At 44.7% G+C, this 18,275-nt stretch carries 12 protein-coding genes; 7 read left to right on the top strand and 5 right to left on the bottom strand.

The annotated features are described in order from the left end of the window. Window position 1 precedes the first annotated feature (1 nt). Window positions 2-1,348 (top strand): imidazolonepropionase, encoded by a 1,347-nt coding sequence (hutI, locus tag JMX13_RS04420; protein WP_201609994.1) that lies wholly within the window; start codon window positions 2-4, stop codon window positions 1,346-1,348. A 160-nt stretch (window positions 1,349-1,508) separates the two neighbouring features. Here hutI and JMX13_RS04415 read toward each other — a convergent pair whose 3' ends face one another. From JMX13_RS04415 to JMX13_RS04395, 5 genes are all read right to left on the bottom strand, one after another. Further along, window positions 1,509-3,737 (bottom strand): PhoX family protein, encoded by a 2,229-nt coding sequence (locus JMX13_RS04415; protein WP_201609992.1) that lies wholly within the window; start codon window positions 3,735-3,737, stop codon window positions 1,509-1,511. 206 nt (window positions 3,738-3,943) lie between these two features. Continuing rightward, complete coding sequence (locus JMX13_RS04410) at window positions 3,944-4,810, bottom strand: hypothetical protein (RefSeq protein ID WP_201609990.1); 867 nt, start codon at window positions 4,808-4,810, stop codon at window positions 3,944-3,946. A 54-nt stretch (window positions 4,811-4,864) separates the two neighbouring features. After that, window positions 4,865-5,407 (bottom strand): DUF3124 domain-containing protein, encoded by a 543-nt coding sequence (locus JMX13_RS04405; protein WP_201609988.1) that lies wholly within the window; start codon window positions 5,405-5,407, stop codon window positions 4,865-4,867. Window positions 5,408-5,424: 17 nt separating this feature from the next. Then, window positions 5,425-6,126, bottom strand: a complete 702-nt coding sequence (locus JMX13_RS04400; RefSeq protein ID WP_201542955.1) for a potassium channel family protein — start codon at window positions 6,124-6,126, stop codon at window positions 5,425-5,427. 111 nt (window positions 6,127-6,237) lie between these two features. Further along, on the bottom strand, window positions 6,238-7,998 hold the full coding sequence (locus JMX13_RS04395; protein WP_201609986.1) for a TrkH family potassium uptake protein: 1,761 nt from the start codon (window positions 7,996-7,998) through the stop codon (window positions 6,238-6,240). A 539-nt stretch (window positions 7,999-8,537) separates the two neighbouring features. On the opposite strand from JMX13_RS04395, the gene JMX13_RS04390 reads away from it, so the two are divergent. The 6 genes from JMX13_RS04390 (at window position 8,538) to JMX13_RS04365 (ending at window position 18,216) form a co-directional block, all read left to right on the top strand. Continuing rightward, window positions 8,538-10,091 (top strand): TerC family protein, encoded by a 1,554-nt coding sequence (locus JMX13_RS04390; RefSeq protein WP_320158014.1) that lies wholly within the window; start codon window positions 8,538-8,540, stop codon window positions 10,089-10,091. 381 nt (window positions 10,092-10,472) lie between these two features. After that, complete coding sequence (gene kdpF / locus JMX13_RS13805) at window positions 10,473-10,583, top strand: K(+)-transporting ATPase subunit F (protein WP_081501593.1); 111 nt, start codon at window positions 10,473-10,475, stop codon at window positions 10,581-10,583. Then, window positions 10,583-12,295, top strand: a complete 1,713-nt coding sequence (kdpA, locus tag JMX13_RS04380) for a potassium-transporting ATPase subunit KdpA (RefSeq protein ID WP_201609984.1) — start codon at window positions 10,583-10,585, stop codon at window positions 12,293-12,295. The genes kdpF and kdpA overlap by 1 nt, the downstream gene beginning before the upstream one ends. A gap of 130 nt (window positions 12,296-12,425) precedes the next feature. Further along, complete coding sequence (kdpB, locus tag JMX13_RS04375) at window positions 12,426-14,564, top strand: potassium-transporting ATPase subunit KdpB (RefSeq protein WP_227686213.1); 2,139 nt, start codon at window positions 12,426-12,428, stop codon at window positions 14,562-14,564. A gap of 21 nt (window positions 14,565-14,585) precedes the next feature. Then, the gene (gene kdpC / locus JMX13_RS04370) at window positions 14,586-15,326 is read left to right on the top strand and encodes a potassium-transporting ATPase subunit KdpC (RefSeq protein ID WP_201609977.1); all 741 of its coding nucleotides are present in this window, start codon (window positions 14,586-14,588) and stop codon (window positions 15,324-15,326) included. Between the two features lie 31 nt (window positions 15,327-15,357). Next, window positions 15,358-18,216: a DUF4118 domain-containing protein gene (locus JMX13_RS04365; protein ID WP_201609967.1), complete on the top strand. Its 2,859-nt coding sequence runs from the start codon at window positions 15,358-15,360 to the stop codon at window positions 18,214-18,216. The last annotated feature ends 59 nt before the right edge of the window (window positions 18,217-18,275 follow it).

Raw genomic sequence — 18,275 nt, 5'->3', positions numbered from 1 at the left:
TATGAATAACTCTAGCGAACAGATATTTGATGACTCTATCAATACTACAGACGTTATGGATAGCATGACATCGTTTGACCACATCATTATTAATGCCAATCTCGCTACCTTTTCAGCGCAATACGGGTTTGATATTTATAGCGCCAATCAAAATAATGGTCAAAATAAAAGCACACCTTATGGTCAGTTAGAAAACGCCGCTATCGGTATCAAAGACGGTAAAATCGCATGGGTTGGCACGCATACACAAATAACGCCGCATCTGACCCATTATAAAAACAATCAAATCAAAGACGTTGATGGCAACTGGATAACGCCCGGGCTTATCGACTGCCACACCCATATCGTTTATGCTGGCAACCGTAGCAATGAGTTCGAAGCACGACTACATGGCGCCAGTTACCAAGATATCGCTGCACAGGGTGGTGGCATTATCTCAACGGTTAGCTCTACCCGCGCAGCTAATGAAGAAGAACTATTTTCCCAAAGTGAAAAACGTCTGCTCGCGCTCATTAAAGAAGGTGTGACCAGTATCGAGATTAAGTCGGGCTATGGACTAGACCTAGAAACTGAACGCAAAATGCTAACAGTCGCGCGTAAGCTTGGTAAAAAGCATAACATCCATGTTAGTACCACTTATTTAGCCGCCCATGCCCTACCACCTGAATACAAGTCTCACATGAAGGACCACTCGGATGATTATATAGAGCAAGTTTGCCAGTGGTTACCAATTTTGTATGCTGAAGGTTTGGTCGATGCGGTCGATGGCTTTTGTGAAAACATCGCCTTTACTGCTGAGCAGATTAAGCGCGTCTTTGAAGTGGCTCGCTCGTTAGACTTGCCAGTTAAGTTGCATTCTGAGCAGCTGTCAAATATAGGCGCTAGTGCTCTGGTAGCAGAATATAAAGGATTATCAAGCGACCATCTTGAGCATTTAGTAGAAGACGACATTAAAAAAATGGCAGCGAGCAACACCATTGCCGTGCTATTACCGGGCGCGTTTTATACACTACGTGATACCAAACTACCACCGATTGAAGAGTTACGTAAACATCAAGTTTCCATTGCTATTTCAACCGACTGTAATCCTGGCACTTCACCGCTCACGTCGCTATTATTAGCAATGAATATGGGCTGTACACTATTTTATTTAACCCCTGAAGAAGTATTGGCTGGGGCAACCGTTCATGCGGCACAAGCGTTAGGTCTAGCCAAAAAAGGCAAAATAGAAGTGGGTTATGATGCTGATTTAGCGTTATGGGATATCGCCCGCCCTGCTGACCTTGCTTATCAAATGGGGCTAAATCCTATTGCAGGTATTATGGTTCAAGGGCAATGGAATACCTAAGCAAAGTAATAACTGAACGCATAACCTCTTCTTGAAAGTGACGTTTAAAAACACAATAACCAATATACTTGCATCCTTATTCTCTATAAACGGAGAAAAGAACATCAAGCATATTGGTTTTTTCGTTAACGATTAGGGATGTTATTAAGTGCTAGTAGTTTTAAGTGTTATTAATAGCATCATCAAAGGACTCAGCCAATATAACATCGCCATCTTCTCGCGTAATCATGACCGTCGCTGAGCGCGGAGTACTGCCACCGGCGACGGCACCCCAGCTATTGCCTGGATGCTGAATGTTGATAAACAACGTTTTGAAATCTGGCGTCATCGTAATACCAGTCACCTCACAGCCCTCAGGACCGACGAAAAAGCGTTTTATATTTTCATTACTGGCAGGCATGCCGACTCGGGTTTGTTGCCCTGCCGAAGTGGTTTTAAGGTTACCATCGCTGACTTTCCCCGGTAGTGCCGCTAATAACATACAACTGCTGGTATCCGTATAAGCACCATCATCTGTCTGAATCCATAACACCCCACGTGGATCAAAATACAGTCCGTCTGGCGATGATAAATCGTTGTTGTCATTTAGCTGCGATAAGTTCTCTGCTGACAAATCACTTGGCGAGGCAAACAAATAAATATCCCATTCAAAACTTGTTGACGCATGATCGCCGCCTGTTTCTGCCCAGCGAATGATATGACCATTATCATTACCAGCCGCCTTGCCGCCTACTTGATAGCTGCGTGGGTTGGACGCTGAAAGCGGTTGATCATCACTTACGCCGCGATACTTGTTATTGGTCAAGGTCACATATACCTCACCAGTTATAGGGCTAACTGACACCCATTCGGGTCGATCCATCTTGGTTGCCCCGACTACATCGGCAGCGGCACGTGCAAAGACCAAAACTTCATCTTGTCCATGAAACGGCAATATACTATTAGAGGTATCCAGTCCATTTTGACCATAGATCAGTGCTTTCCACTCACCGCGACCATTTTCATGGAATATCGCGACATATAGTGTGCCCTCATTCATATATTTATCACCCGCTTTTAAGCCACCACCGATATCCGCATTTGACCACGTGGCTTTGGAGACGAACTTATAAATATATTCGCCGCGGGCATCATCGCCCATATAAAAGACCACAGGTTTGCCTTGCTCAACAGGTGCATAGGCACAATTTTCATGGGCGAAACGCCCTAGTGCGGTACGTTTTTGAGGCACAGAGTGTTGATTAAAAGGGTCGATTTCGGTGATATAACCAAAGGTATTAAAGGCATGACGGTAGTCATCGGCAGCACTGGCACCGACGGCTGTTATATCCCAACGTGAAAACTCGTCAGGGATAGCAGCATCTTTGGTGTCAGGTGTATGCCACAAATATTCAAAGCCAGGGAAATTCTCCGTTGCCCCGTAGCGCTCGCGACCGTAGTTATGTGCAGCACTCAATTGAGGGGCATCTTGCCCACGGGCAAATACGCCTAAAAAATTCTCTTCGGTAGTCAGATAGGTGCCCCAAGGTGATAATCCAGCACCGCAGTTATTATTAATACCGCGAGTCTGAAAGCCTGTCGGATCAAACTTGGTCTTAACCAAATCAGAGCCAGCAACAGGGCCTGCTAATTGGGCAGTCGTACTGCTGGTGATACGGCGATTGTATTTCGAATTGGGCACCATCTCATAACCGATACCGTCAGCGCGTCGGCTCATCTCAACCACAGCAACTCCATGACAGTTGACCTCGCGGCGCACGTCGCTCGCGAGGCGACGGTTTTGGAAAATTGGCGCGGCACTATTATCTTGGATGACATGGTAACCAAATGGGCTAAGCTCACTACTGTTTACATATTCGTGGTTCATCACCAACAGACCATTTTCTGAAGCCTTGGCATCGTACGTATTGCCCTTTTTGCCAAAGAACCACATACCATCATGGTTGTCACCCATACGCCATTCAAACGACTCAGCGGATTGCTCACGATTGTCCTTCCAATCCTCGATACCAGATATCAGCGGCGTGCCTAGTGGTAATATCATCTCGGCTTTATAGCCTGCTGCTACGCTCATCGTCTCAGCCGTTGAATGCGGCACTGCTGTAAACTTTAAGGTTTCGGGGCGTTTTAAATCGCCTTGCGCGGGAATAGCGGCGCTGTTATCGTCGCTAGGATTAACAGGCAAGCTGCTATCATCATCGTCGTCACTACAACCAACTAAAGGTAGTGCACCAAAAAACGCTGCCGCCGTTAATCCTGTGCCACCTTTTAAAATACTGCGGCGGTTCATACGGCGATTGATTATGGTTTGAAAGTCGATATTATTAGTTGGGTTAGAGTCTTCAACAAATTCGTGCGTTAGCTCTTGCTTGTTATTCAATGAGGTCATGTTGAGTCACCTTTTAGGCTGGATTTAGCAGGCTGGATTGGCATAAAAAATATTACGGCTTTATCGTTGCAACCACTAAAATACGATTTACGCTTGAGTCTACTGAAACTGCATGACAACTTGATGACAAATTTTTAGATAATGACCTATAAAAACCATGCTGTTTTACTATGAATGTAAAGCGCTACGCTGTTTATATTTACGCTTTAAGAACAACCTTCGACCAGATAGATAGCATCTGGTATACCGATATCAATACTTTCTACTTCCCCTTTTAATAAGCTCCGATTATCTGCCGTCCACTCTGTTGATTTAATCCTATAACCATTCAGCTTTTGACCGCCCGTGATATGGTATTCAATTTGTATGGGTAGTCTATCCTCTTTATCATTAAGCTCAATATTGTTGTCTTTTAACGATTCTCCGAGTTGGAGTTCTTTTATTACCTCGAAGTTAACATTAGCAATCAGACTATAGTAGTCACCATCAGATGCATATTTATCGATTTCATAAGTTAGCTGGTTATCATGCGCTTTCATGACCTCTGTCACTGCATCGCCAACATAGACATCTGTATAAAAAGGTATATTTGGAGCTTGAATAGTGATCAGAGCAACTTTGTTGTTTATGATTTGATATAGCACAGAGGCACGTTTACCGTACTCTTTATCCATATAGCTCACTGCTGGATTACTGACGTAATAGCATTGCTCATTGTCCGTTTCTGCTTTAGTCAGTCCTAACTCATGTAGCAATTCAGGAGTAATAACCTGCCCAAAACTTAGCTTTTGGTAGCCTGTTGGACTTACGGTTTTCTCATTAGATAGCTTTGATACTTCGATAGCTAGCGCTTTATCCGCAGTAGCGGATTTTATAGGTGCAGGATTTATAGGGGTTTTATTATCTTCAGGCTTGCTTTTATGTACTTCATCCGTTTGCGCCGTGACGTTACTATCTGAAAGTGAAGGCTGCGAGTCACAGCCTATTATTAGTTGCGCCGTAGCGAGCAAGACAGTGGTAAGTAGTACCGTTTTAATAGTTGCTAAAGATAAATCTTGGGTAAAATTTAACATGGCAACTCTCCTAAATTTGGCTTATCTATATCAATGAAGCGTAGAAAACCATCACTACAAAACTGGCGTACCCTGCGTACTAAAAGCGAAGCCTTTATTACTAAAATTACCAATCATCACCGCCTCAATGACGGGCTTGACGCTTTCATCTATGCCTTCAACTTCAATGATAAATTTTGCCCCAGAACCCCCTTTATCCTCTTCTTTTTCGACGATATAATTTAACGTCGCCATAGCGGGCAGCTCGATAGTCTCTGTTAAATATGACTTTACAAGGTCGCCATCGGTACTGTAATAATCTATCTTATTAATATAGAGCGATTTTTTTAAGGTGGTGTTGCGCACGCTTAAGGTCGCTGACAGTAAAACCTTACGATTATCCCTATCGGTATAGATATCTGAATAAATCGGTACATAAAAGGTTTGTTTATAACCAAACTGGCTGTGATCGACTTTTTTAGACCGCTTCTCAAGTTCTTGAATCGGGTCTTGGTGCTTCTCTGAAAACATGACATTTGGGTTTTGTTTCGACTCATCACAGCCGCTGAACAACATGAGACTGGTAAGACATAGCACGGATATGCAGCACTTATTCATAACGTTATCCCTAGCGATTAGTGTACTTTAACCCCTACACTACGTAAAAAATTATTGATATGTTTGTTAGCGCCATAAACCACCAATACATCATTTTCTTGCAGTACTTGCTCTGGTGTGGCCAATCCCTGAATGCTAGGTTTGCTCTGCTGACGGCCAAAGCTGTCTTGGTAATGCTCATAGTGCATGGTGCTCAACAGCTTAATATTAAACCTATTTTCTAGCTGTAATGTCGCTATTTGTTTTCCAATTAAAGGAGTAGGAATAGCAATCTCGACAATACTAAAGTTGTCAGTCAATTCAAAAGAGTCAACGAAATAACGCAATGACAGCCGTTTTGCCCAGCGCATGGCCGATTCTTTTTCAGGATGAAAAATATCGTCGACCCCAATCGCTTGTAGTACTTTTTCATGTAAGGGGTTGATACTACGGCTGATTAGGCGCTTGGCTTTTAGGGTTTTAAACAGCGCCGTTGCCATAATATTGGCTCCTTCGTTTTCCCCAATCGCTACCACCACTATATCGGTATCCATAATAGGCAAGCCATTGACGGTATATTCGTCGGTAGCATCCATACAGATAGTATGAGTGATGGCTTCTTTATAAGCTTCAACTTTTTGCATGCTGCTATCAATGGCGATGACTTCATGACCTTGGCTCGTCAGCGCCATGCCTAACGAAGAACCAAAACTACCCAAACCTGCAATGATATATTTCATAATATCCCTTGTCACTCATGCCATTCAAAAAGCAGCAATTGCGACGTATTTAGTTAATACCTGTTTAGTTAAAAAAACTAGTTATAAGTTATTTTTTTAATTAACCTTAAGTTAATTGATAGTAATCTCTTCAGTCGGATAACGATAGTTACGCTGATATCTATTCTTCAGTAGCGCAACAAATATCGTCAACATCCCCACCCGCCCAACAAACATAATCACTGAGACGACAAGCTTATTAAAAGTCGATAGCTCAGCGGTTAAATTTAAACTCAAGCCAACCGTACTATAGGCAGAAAAGCATTCAAAAATCACTTTAATCAAATCAAGCTCGGGCTGATCGTAGCTGATAAGGGTAACACCCATTCCAATGACAAATAACGACAGCCACATAATGGAAAACGCCCGACGGATAGAGATGTCAGCAATCTCGCGCTGAAACACTTCAACCTTGGTCTGACCACGGGCTAAGCTCAAGGTATTTAACACCGCAATGGCAAAGGTGCTGGTTTTTATACCGCCGCCGGTAGAGTTTGGTGAAGCACCAATCCACATCAAAAAAATCGTCAGCATAATGGTTGGAAATGCGAGCGCATCCATATCGGCAATATTAAAACCTGCGGTACGCGGTGTGGCTGCCGTAAACAGCCCTGTGATTAGCTTCGCGGAAAAACTCTGATGCTCAGCAAGTATGCCGTTGTATTCAAACAGCATAACCCCGACCACACCAATTAACAATAAAGCGCCAGAGGTAATTAACGTAATACGGCTATTGATACTCAGCAGCCACGGCTGATAGCCATAACGTGGATCATTCTGAAAAATCGCCCTTTGGGCACGGTGACGCAGATAGCGCAATAGATTGACGACAATAATAAAACCCATACCGCCAAATAAGAAAGTGGTGCTAATAATGAGCTGTAAAGGATAGTTAAAGCGCAGTGACTCATCGTATAAGCCGGCACTAAAGGTAGAAAACCCTGCATTACAAAAAGCGGATATGGCATGAAATATCGCAAAAAATAGCCTTTGTGTAAAGCTCATCCCCGGCAAATCATAGATACTTATATAAATTAAAATAGCAGCAAGCGCTTCAACCCCAAAAGTCACATATAAAATGGACTTAAGGGTAGTAACCATATCGCCCATCCGTCGTGAGATGTTCATTTCACTGATACTAAGCTGCGTCTCATAACTGACGCCGCCCTTAAAAAAGTAACTAAAGTAGGTCACAAAGGTCAGAATGCCCAAACCACCAATTTGAATCAGCCCGATGATAATCAGCTGGCCAAACGTGGTAAAACGGGTCGCCGTATCCACCACAATCAGCCCTGTCACACAAACCGCACTGGTGGCCGTAAATAGCGCATCGACAAAGGATATCGGCTCAGTGGTGGCATTGGGCATCATCAGCAGCAAGGCTCCGACCAATACCACAGATAAAAAACTTAATATAAAAAATTGACCCGGATTCAAAAAGGTCCGATTAAGACTGAAGTTATTGTCCGATATCTCACGGATAAAGGTGACAAAAACGGCAATCTTAATCGCAATAAAACCATCTACCGGCATCGATAATCCGGAGCGCGCCAGCTCAAAGAAATGCACCGCCAATAATATAAAAATAGCGACACTGGCTAGCAAATCGAAAACGGCGACTTTGTTAACAGACAATCGCGACTTTGAGCGAATATAGCGCCCTACCGTGGCCACAAAACCCAATAGAATAATCGCCAAATAAAAAATATGAAAAATATGCTGTAGCCATGTCGTGAGCGTAAAACCACTATCGACTAAGGCAATCCCAACGCCAATGGCGCCAATAACAATCGTGAACTTATTCAACAGCCGATACGGTAGGGCTGGATGCATAGCCTAATTCCATGAGAGGAGTAACGATAATACTTATACGCCTTTTTTTTGCCATCCCCTAAAAATTTTTTAAAAGAATCGTAACCAGTTATGATGATTTTAATGTTAAGAAACTTTAAGTATAGAACGAGCTAACGCAGTGCTTTATGCCTGCTATCTAAAACTAGCTGAACTATGCTATCGACTCAGCATCTATTAACTTTAAAGCGCTTAATCAAAAATCCTTATGAAACGTCGTTACAGCAGTAAGTAAGCTGTCAACGAATAAAGGCGGTAACACTAAACAATTCTTCATTTACAGCGCACTAATCGTTCAAAATTAATATGGTGTCATTCCAGTTTTATCTCTATACAATCACTTTATCTTCGCTTAGCAAACCTATTGTAAGAAACTTTGAGATATATCAGTGAGGTTATCTATTAACCTTAGAGACGTTAAATATAAGATAGGCACTTAAACCCTAGTAATCATTATTCTAATTCAATAGTAAAGATATTACCTTCCCCCTAAACCTTTTTAACAGAGAGTATTCAATTCAATGATAGAGCTTCTAAGCGATCCTTCGATATGGCTTGGTTTCTTCACACTGGTTAGTCTTGAGATTATTTTAGGTATTGATAATCTCGTTTTCATTGCCATTCTCGCTAATAAGCTGCCCCCGCACCAACGCAGTAAAGCGCGCAATCTTGGCCTTGGGCTCGCGCTCATTATGCGCTTAGGACTATTATTCGTTATGTCATGGCTCATAACTTTGACTGAACCTGTAGTGAGTTATGGTCAGTTTGATTTATCGGTCAGAGATTTAATTTTGATAGTCGGCGGATTCTTTTTATTACTCAAAGCGACGCTTGAGCTACATGAACGCTTAGAGGGCAAGCTTGAGACCAATAACAATAGCAAAGTCTATGCAGGCTTTGCCGCGGTCGTTGCGCAAATCGTTATCCTAGATGCCGTATTCTCGTTTGATGCGGTTATCACCGCAGTCGGCATGGTCAAGCATTTAGAAGTGATGATGGCGGCGGTTATTGTGGCGATAGCGGTGATGGTTTTGGCAGCCAAAACCTTAACGGAATTTGTCGGTAAGCACCCGACTGTCGTTATCTTATGCTTAAGCTTCTTACTTATGATTGGCTTTAGCTTAATCGTTGAAGGCTTAGGCTTTCACATTCCAAAAGGCTACTTATATGCCGCCATTGGTTTCTCTATTATTATTGAAGCCTTTAATCAATTCATGCAGCGTAACCGTACGAAATATGAAAGCGCCATTCCGCTCCGCGACCGAACCGCAGATAATATCTTAAGACTGATGGGCGGCAAAACCGCTAATCATCAGGAAGAATCTCTCACAGAAGATGATATTTCAGTACAGACTATCCCTTTTGCAGAAGAAGAGCGCTACATGATCAGTGGGGTGCTGGCGCTTGGCGAACGTGATGTTGAAACCATCATGACGCCGCGCTCAGAGATATCTTGGGTCAATATCGAAGGCAGTCTAGACGAGGTTCGTGAGCAAGTATTATCCACGCCGCACAGCTTATTGCCTATCTGCCAAGGGCAGTTAAACAAGGTATTGGGCGTCGTACGGGCCAAAGATATCTTAGCGGCACTCGACAAACAGCCTAACAATATTCATCTGGCTCTAGCGCCTTTATTCAGCAAGCAGCAGCCTGTTTTTGTCTCTGATACCATTGATAATTTGCGTCTTATCAATTTGCTCAAGAATGCCAAAGGTAACTTGGCCATCGTAGTCGATGAATATGGTCAAGTGGCAGGACTGGTGACGCCTTTAGATTTATTTGAAGCGATTGCTGGGGAATTCCCCGATGAAGATGAGACGTTAGTGATTTTTAAACAAGAAGACCACTGGATATCTGAAGGTACTATTAGTTTGGATCAGTTGCGCCTTGAGCTAAATGAGCCAAACCTCTTAGCAGATGCCGAGCAGCTGACCATCGGTGGTTATATCAATTTTAAACTCGATGGTATCGCGCAAGTGAATGAACACATCAGCAGCGAAGGTTATACTTTTACTGTGTTAGAGACGCTGTCCGCAAGAATTCTTTTGGTAAAAATCACAAAAGCGTTCAGTTAATAACATTATCCAGAACAGTCATGATTTATATAGCTAGTACTAAGCGTGCTAGCTATAACCTTTATCACAGAGGCTACGGAAAATTCATCCCAGTCGCAATGCATCTGTTTTAAAGTGAAGCCACTATATCAACTTCCGCCAAATATATTGCTAGCCTATAGCAATATCCGCACTCTAAAAAACATCTAAACGATGCCTTAAAAACTAAGGCTTTCTGCTCTTCTTACGTTTTAACACTGCCCATCTTTATACTTTCTTTATACCCCACCGCGTTATCTTGACAACACTTTTATACCCCTCTCGGCATACTGTTGCTATTAATAAGTAAGCAATAAAGAAGTAATAAAAGATCAGTCTAACCATCACTGATCTTCATTATTCATGGTTCATTGTGCGTTTTTGGAGAGTGTCATGGAAGTTTTTGCAGGGTTTCTAGCCTTCGGTTTATTCATCTATTTGTTATATGTACTGATTAAACCGGAGGCATTTTAATGACAATATATGCGCTATCACAGCTGGTTATTTATCTAATCGTTCTATTTACTTTAGGATATTTTTTATCAGGTTACCTGCTGCAAAGGATGCAAGCCCCTGTCTCTCGGCTTGAATCCCGTATTTTTACGACGCTGGGTATGATGGGTCAAGATGCCAAAGGCAAGCCTGCTTTCGGTATGAATTGGAAGCAGTACGCTGGCGCCATTGTGCTATTTAACCTCATTGGGCTATTGGGGTTGTTTGTTTTGCAGTTGGTGCAAGGATACTTGCCGCTAAACCCTGCCAATATATCAGGCGTCACGTGGGATTTGGCGATGAATACCGCCATCAGTTTTATCACCAATACCAATTGGCAGGCTTACGGCGGCGAAAGTAGCATGAGCTACCTGACCCAAATGATGGGTATGTCGTTGCAAAACTTCTTATCAGCGGCAACCGGTATCGTGGTGGCTTTTGCCCTAATGCGTGGTCTGGTATTTAAAAAGAGCGCGCATTTGGGTAATGCTTGGATAGATTTGTGGCGCTGTAATCTCTATATTTTGCTGCCGATAGCGGCAATTATAGCGGTGCTATTGATGAGCCAAGGCGTGATACAAACGCTATCCATGTATACCGACGTGCAGACCTTACAAGGTGAATCGCAAACGATTGCTTTGGGTCCTGTTGCTTCGCAAGAAGCGATTAAGATGCTCGGTACCAACGGCGGTGGATTTTTTAATGCCAACTCCGCCCACCCGTTTGAGAATCCTACGCCCTTTTCTAATTTTATCCAAATGTTAGCTATTTTCCTTATCCCAACGTCGCTTTGTTTTTGTCTTGGCAAAATAAGCGGCAACCTAAAACAAGGAATAGCTATCTTAAGTGCTATGACGGTCTTGTTTATAGCGATGTATTCTTTGACTGTCAGCAGCGAGCTTGCCGGCAACCCTTGGTTGGCGTCACAAGTTCAAGGCCTTGCCGATGCCAGTGTGAGCGGCAACATGGAGGGCAAAGAAGTGCGTTTTGGCATTGTTGCCACCTCACTGTTTGCCACGATTACCACTGCCGCTTCGTGCGGTGCCGTCAACGCCATGCATGATTCATTTACCCCCCTCGGTGGACTGAGCACTATGTTGCAAATGCAATTAGGCGAAGTGGTCTTCGGCGGTGTGGGCGCAGGTCTCTACGGTATGCTGCTATTTGCCATCTTGGCGGTATTTATATCGGGGCTGATGATTGGCCGTACTCCCGAATATCTTGGCAAAAAAATCGAACCGTTTGAGATGAAGATGGTGGTTTTGGGCTTATTGGCCGCGCCAACGATGGTGCTAGTAGGCACAGCTATCAGTGTGATGACGACCAGTGGGCAAGCCGGTATCTTCAATCCTGGTGCTCATGGTTTTAGTGAAGTGCTCTATGCCTTTAGCTCGGCGGCCAATAATAATGGCTCTGCCTTTGCAGGCTTGGGTGCCAACTCTGTGTTTTATAACTCCATGCTTGGGTTGGCGATGTTGGTTGGTCGCTTTGGGGTCATCATCCCGGTACTGGCTTTAGCAGGATCGTTGGCGAAGAAACCCAGATTAGAGGTTAATAGCGGCACCTTGCCAACCACCACGCCATTATTTGTCGGGCTTTTGGTCGGCACAGTGCTGATGATTGGCGCCCTGACCTTTGTCCCTGCTTTAGCGCTCGGACCCATCATAGAGCAGATTTGGATGTTGGGAGACTAGCCGATTGAGTACAGGCAAGCATTAGACGAGTCGTTATTTAGTTAGTTAGCTATTTAACTTATTACTAATAACGTGACTCACTACCCAATAGTGAATCGACCCATTTTATGATTATGTGAGGAATACAAACATGAGCGTTTTATCAGACACTAATACACAGGCTGCAAATTTGCAGTCGCAGCAAGACCCCAATCATTCAAACTTACCCGAAAAACTAGCGCAAGGCCTCCTTGACCCTGCTTTGATCAAGCCCGCCCTAAAAGACGCTTTACTTAAGCTTGATCCCAGAGTGCAATGGCGCAATCCGGTGATGTTTGTGGTTTATGTCGGCTCGCTACTGACCAGTATCTTAGCGATTACGATGTTGATTCAAGGGCAAGCTGGCATTGTTTTCACCCTATCTATTACTTTTTGGTTATGGTTTACCCTGTTGTTTGCAAACTTTGCAGAAGCGTTAGCCGAAGGACGTAGCAAAGCCCAAGCCGCCAGTCTAAAACAGGCACGTCAAGACGTGCAAGCTCGCAGGCTTGCCGGCACTGATAGGCATTCTGTGCCGACTATGATTCAGGCAACAGAGCTTAAGCAAGATGATATCGTTCTGGTCAATGCGGGCGAGATTATTCCTGCTGACGGCGAAGTCATAGAAGGTTTAGCCTCCGTTGACGAATCTGCAATCACCGGCGAGTCTGCACCGGTGATTCGTGAAAGTGGTGGCGATTTCAATGCGGTGACAGGTGGCACTAAGGTGTTATCTGACTGGTTAATGATACGTATCACCCAAGCTCCCGGACAAGGGTTTTTAGATCGTATGATTGCCTTGGTAGAAGGCGCCAAACGCACTAAAACGCCAAATGAGATAGCGTTGACCATTTTGTTGGTGGCGCTAACGCTGATATTTTTACTGGTATGTGTGACCTTATTGCCTTTTTCACAGTTTGCCGTACTGTCTTCGGGCAATGGCGAGCCGATATCGATTGTGGTCTTAGTGGCGCTGTTGGTCTGCTTGATACCGACGACGATTGGCGGTCTATTGTCAGCAATTGGCGTGGCGGGCATGAGTCGTATGATGCAGGCCAATGTCATCGCGACTTCTGGGCGCGCGGTAGAAGCGGCAGGCGACGTTGATGTTTTGCTACTTGATAAGACTGGCACGATTACCTATGGCAATCGACAAGCGTCACAATTTATACCCGCAAACGGAGTGACAGAAAATCAGCTTGCGGAAGTGGCGCTGATCAGCTCATTGACCGATGAAACGCCAGAAGGTCGCAGTATCGTCAAGCTTGCCCAAAACCGATTTGATATTGATGAAAATACATGGAAAGCAAAGCCGTTTGACACCATCGAATTTACCGCGCAAACACGTATGAGTGGCACCGATATTGATCAGCGCCATATCCGTAAGGGGGCGTTTGATGCCATCGTAAAATGGGTAGAAGCACAAGGCGGCATCTTACCTACTAACCTACAGCAACAAGTAGAGGAAGTCGCGCGCCGTGGTAGTACACCGCTACTGGTCGCCGATAGCCAGCAGTTGCTCGGCGTCATCGAGCTTAAAGACGTGGTCAAATCCGGCATAAAAGAGCGCTTTGCCGAGCTGCGCAAGATGGGCATTACCACCGTGATGATTACGGGCGATAATCCTCTGACAGCGGCGGCCATTGCTGCCGAAGCAGGCGTCGATGATTTTATGGCGGAGGCAACCCCTGAGCAAAAGCTTGAAAGAATACGCAGCTATCAGCGTCAAGGTAAACTAGTCGCCATGACCGGCGATGGCACCAATGATGCACCGGCACTGGCGCAAGCAGATGTGGCTGTCGCTATGAATAGTGGTACTCAAGCGGCTAAAGAAGCCGCCAACATGGTCGATTTGGACTCAAATCCGACCAAGCTGATTGAAGTGGTGCAAACCGGCAAGCAGATGCTCATGACTCGCGGCGCACTGACGACATTTAGCTTAGCAAACGATATCGCCAAGTACTTTGCCATTATTCCAGCCGCCTTTGCCAGCACCTACCCTACGCTTGGGGTATTGGACATTATGCGACTAGGCAGCCCTCAAAGCGCGATTTTATCGGCTATTATCTTTAATGCGTTGATTATTGTGTTTCTCATTCCACTGGCGCTGCGCGGCGTGACTTATAGACCTGATTCTGCCATCAATCTATTGCGCCGCAACTTGCTGATATACGGCTTGGGTGGACTCATTCTTCCCTTTGTCGGTATCAAAGTAATCGACATGCTCATTAATGCCTTGCACTTGGTATAACCAACGATACGGATGACGACTATGCAACCTAATAAATCTACGCCACTTAATAACTCTGTGCAATCTAACAACGCTATACAATCTGTTCCTGTTGACTCTAAATACCACCAGGCGGATGAAAAAAAGGCGGATGAGACAAATCTTTCTGCATCGGACAATTCTGCATTGGACAATAGTACTGCCCGTATGCCCATGCTCAAACCTGCGCTATCATTATTTATAGCCTTGGCACTCATTTTAGGTTTATGCTACCCCTTATTAATGACCGGCATTGCCCAAGTGACCATGGCGGATAAAGCCAATGGCAGCTTGATAGAACACAATGGCAGCTTGGTAGGCTCTGCGCTTATCGGTCAGCGCTTTGATCAGCCAGAATACCTATGGACGCGTCCATCAGCAGCGGGAGACGGTTATGATGCCGCGCAATCTTCGGGGAGTAATTTGGGACCTTTAAATCCTGAATTAGTGACTGCTGTCGATGCACAAGTACAACGACTAAAAGCCGCTGATCCACAAAACACCGCGCCTATCCCTCTTGATTTGGTCACGATGTCAGGCAGTGGTTTAGACCCGCACATCTCACCAGCGGCAGCCGAATGGCAAGTCAGCAGAGTGGCACGTATACGTGGCATCAGCGCTGAACAAGTCCAAACAGCCATCGATGAGCATACAGAAGCGCGACAATTCAATCTGTTCGGCGAACCGCGCGTGAATGTATTGGCGGTCAACTTAGCCTTAGATGAGATGGCAGTCGTTAACTGAGTCAACCCATTAATCAGCAGTGAGCATCAGCATGAGTGAGCAGCGCCCCAATCCAGAAGATTTACTGCAGCAGATAAAGCAGCAAGAAAATACGCGCAGCAGAGGTAAACTAAAAATCTTCTTTGGGTCATCAGCAGGCGTTGGCAAGACCTATGATATGCTCTCTGCCGCCCATCGAGACCAAGCACATGGACTGGATGTCTTAGTCGGCATCGTAGAAACTCATGGACGCAGTGAGACAGCAGCATTATTAGATGGATTGACAATACTGCCGTTACGTCAGGTTGAGTATCGAGAGCAAACCTTGGCGGAGTTTGATATTGATGGTGCTTTGGCGCGGCATCCAGATATTTTATTGGTTGATGAGCTGGCGCATAGCAATATCCCAGGCTCCAGACACCCAAAGCGCTGGCATGACGTTGAGGAGCTATTAAAGGCAGGTATCAGCGTCTATACCACAGTTAATGTTCAGCATTTAGAAAGCCTGAATGATGTGGTCAATCAAATCACCGGGGTGGTAGTACAAGAAACCATCCCCGATTGGTTCTTTGATCAGGCAAATGAGGTGGTATTGGTCGACCTGCCAGCCGATGAGCTATTGGCTCGACTGCATGACGGCAAAGTCTATATCCCAAGCCAAGCCAAGCACGCGATAGAAAACTTCTTTCGAAAGGGCAATCTGATTGCCCTACGCGAGCTGGCATTGCGTCGAACTGCTGACCTAGTCGATGCCGATATGCGAGATTATCGCAATCAATCGCGTATTTCATCCATCTGGAATACCACCGATCAGTTATTGGTGGGTATCAGTACGCGCGCGCATAGCGAGCGCCTTATTCGTCATGCCGCCAGACTTGCCAGCAGCTTACACTCGCAGTGGTATGTCATCTATGTCGAAACGCCGCGAAATGCCTATGAGCTGTCCAAAAATAAGCAAAGCATTTTAGAGGCATTACGCTTAGCAGATGAGTTGGGCGCTAAGACAGAAATCATCAGCGCCATTAGCGTTGCTGAAGGCTTGGTCAGTTACGCCCATCAATTTAATATTGGGCGTATTATTGTCGGGCAAAATCACTCTAGGTTTTATTATGATCAATCATTGGTCAAGCAAATCTCACAGCAGGATATCAATTTAGACTTGATACTCGTCAATCAAGCCAAACAGACAAAAAACACCCCTAGCAAACGACAACTGCCTACTTGGGATATGGCTGCCCTAGCTTCTAAGGACAATCGCATCGGTTATCTGATGGCCGTTCTAGGTTGTACGCTCGTCACTGTCAGCCTAGTCGCCCTCACTCGCTGGTTTGATTTAGCCAATGTAGTGATGCTGTATTTGTTGGTCATTGTGTTCATATCGGTTCGTTTTGGGCGTGCCCCTGGTATCTTTGCAGCGCTCTTAAGTGTCATCAGCTTTGACTTGTTTTTTGTGGACCCTAAGCTTTCTTTTAGTGTTAGCGATGTCCAGTACTTAGTCACCTTTGCAGTGATGATTGTCGTCTCATTGATTATCAATAACTTAGCGGTTGGGCTGCGCTTTCAGGCGCAAAATGCCCGTAGACGTGAGCAACAAGCGATCTCTATGAGTCATTTGGCACAAAGCCTCAGTGCAGCGCGCAAAAATGAAGAAATCATCAACCAAGCTATTATTTGGCTAACTAAGCATATCGCTAGTAAAGCGCTCATAGCGATGCCCAATGCTGACGGTAAATTGACTGTCGTCTCAGAATCGAGTATTCCTTCAGAGTTTAATTGGAATGTGACCCAATGGGTATTTGATCATAAAGAAAGCGCGGGTCTAGCGACGCATACGCTGGCCGCCAACCCTATGCACTATCGGGCGCTTGCAACCTCAAGTCAGGTACTGGCTGTATTGGCACTGATGCCAACCGACATCGATAACTTTAATCAACCAGAACAACAACGTACCCTCGATGTCGCGATTGCTCAGATTACTTTAGCTTTAGAGCGCGTTTATTACGCCAAAGTCGCACAAAATGCCCTTATCAAAGTAGAGTCAGAACGTCTGCGCGGCTCGCTGTTATCCGCGCTATCTCATGATATTCGCACTCCCATTACCGTGCTATCAGGATTGGCCGCTTATCTTGCCAGCCAAAATCTAGCACCTGCTGAACAAAAGCAGCTGGCTATCGATATCGAACAGCAAGCCAATGTCATTCAGCGTTTGGTCATCAATATCTTAGATTATGTAGCGCTGCAATCCGGCGGTATGAAACTCAATAAGCAATGGGTAAGCTTGGAGGAGATTATCGGTAGTAATATACGCCAACTTGAACCGTATCTACAGAATCGACAAGTTAAGATAGACGTGGCCAGTGCTGTCGATTTTATTTATACCGATGAATTAATTTTGGCGCGTATTTTAAATAATCTGCTGACCAATGCCATTAATTACACTCCAAACAATGCATCTATCACTATTGAAGCGACCCTCACTAATCAGAACACTGCTCAAAACCTGCCAAATCACAAAGCCGTACAAAATAATAAAACCGTGCAAAACAACAAAACAATGCAAAGCTACCAAATAACAGTAACCGACAACGGTCAAGGGCTGCCAGTAGGGATGGAAGCGCAAATATTTGAACGTTTTACCCGCGGTGATAGTGAAAGTAATACAACAGGACTCGGATTGGGGCTGTCGCTCAGTAGAGACTTGGTCCAGCACTTAGGCGGCACGCTTAGCGCGAGCAATATACAACCGCACGGCGCACAATTTGTTATAGTTCTACCGTGGCAGCCTTTAGAAAATCTAGATATATTTGATGATAAATTCACATCAAATATGACTCAGATAGATGAAAGCATAGATACAAATATAGTTGCAAACATAACCACAAACACAACTACTAGCTCCGAAAGCTTATAAAATCAGTCTCTCCAACATTGTTAGAACCTTGGGCACAATCATTATTTCATTACCTCATT

This window comes from Psychrobacter immobilis (genome assembly GCF_904846285.1).
GTDB classification, from domain to species: Bacteria; Pseudomonadota; Gammaproteobacteria; order Pseudomonadales; family Moraxellaceae; genus Psychrobacter; species Psychrobacter immobilis_D.
This window is presented reverse-complemented; position numbering and strand designations above follow the sequence as displayed.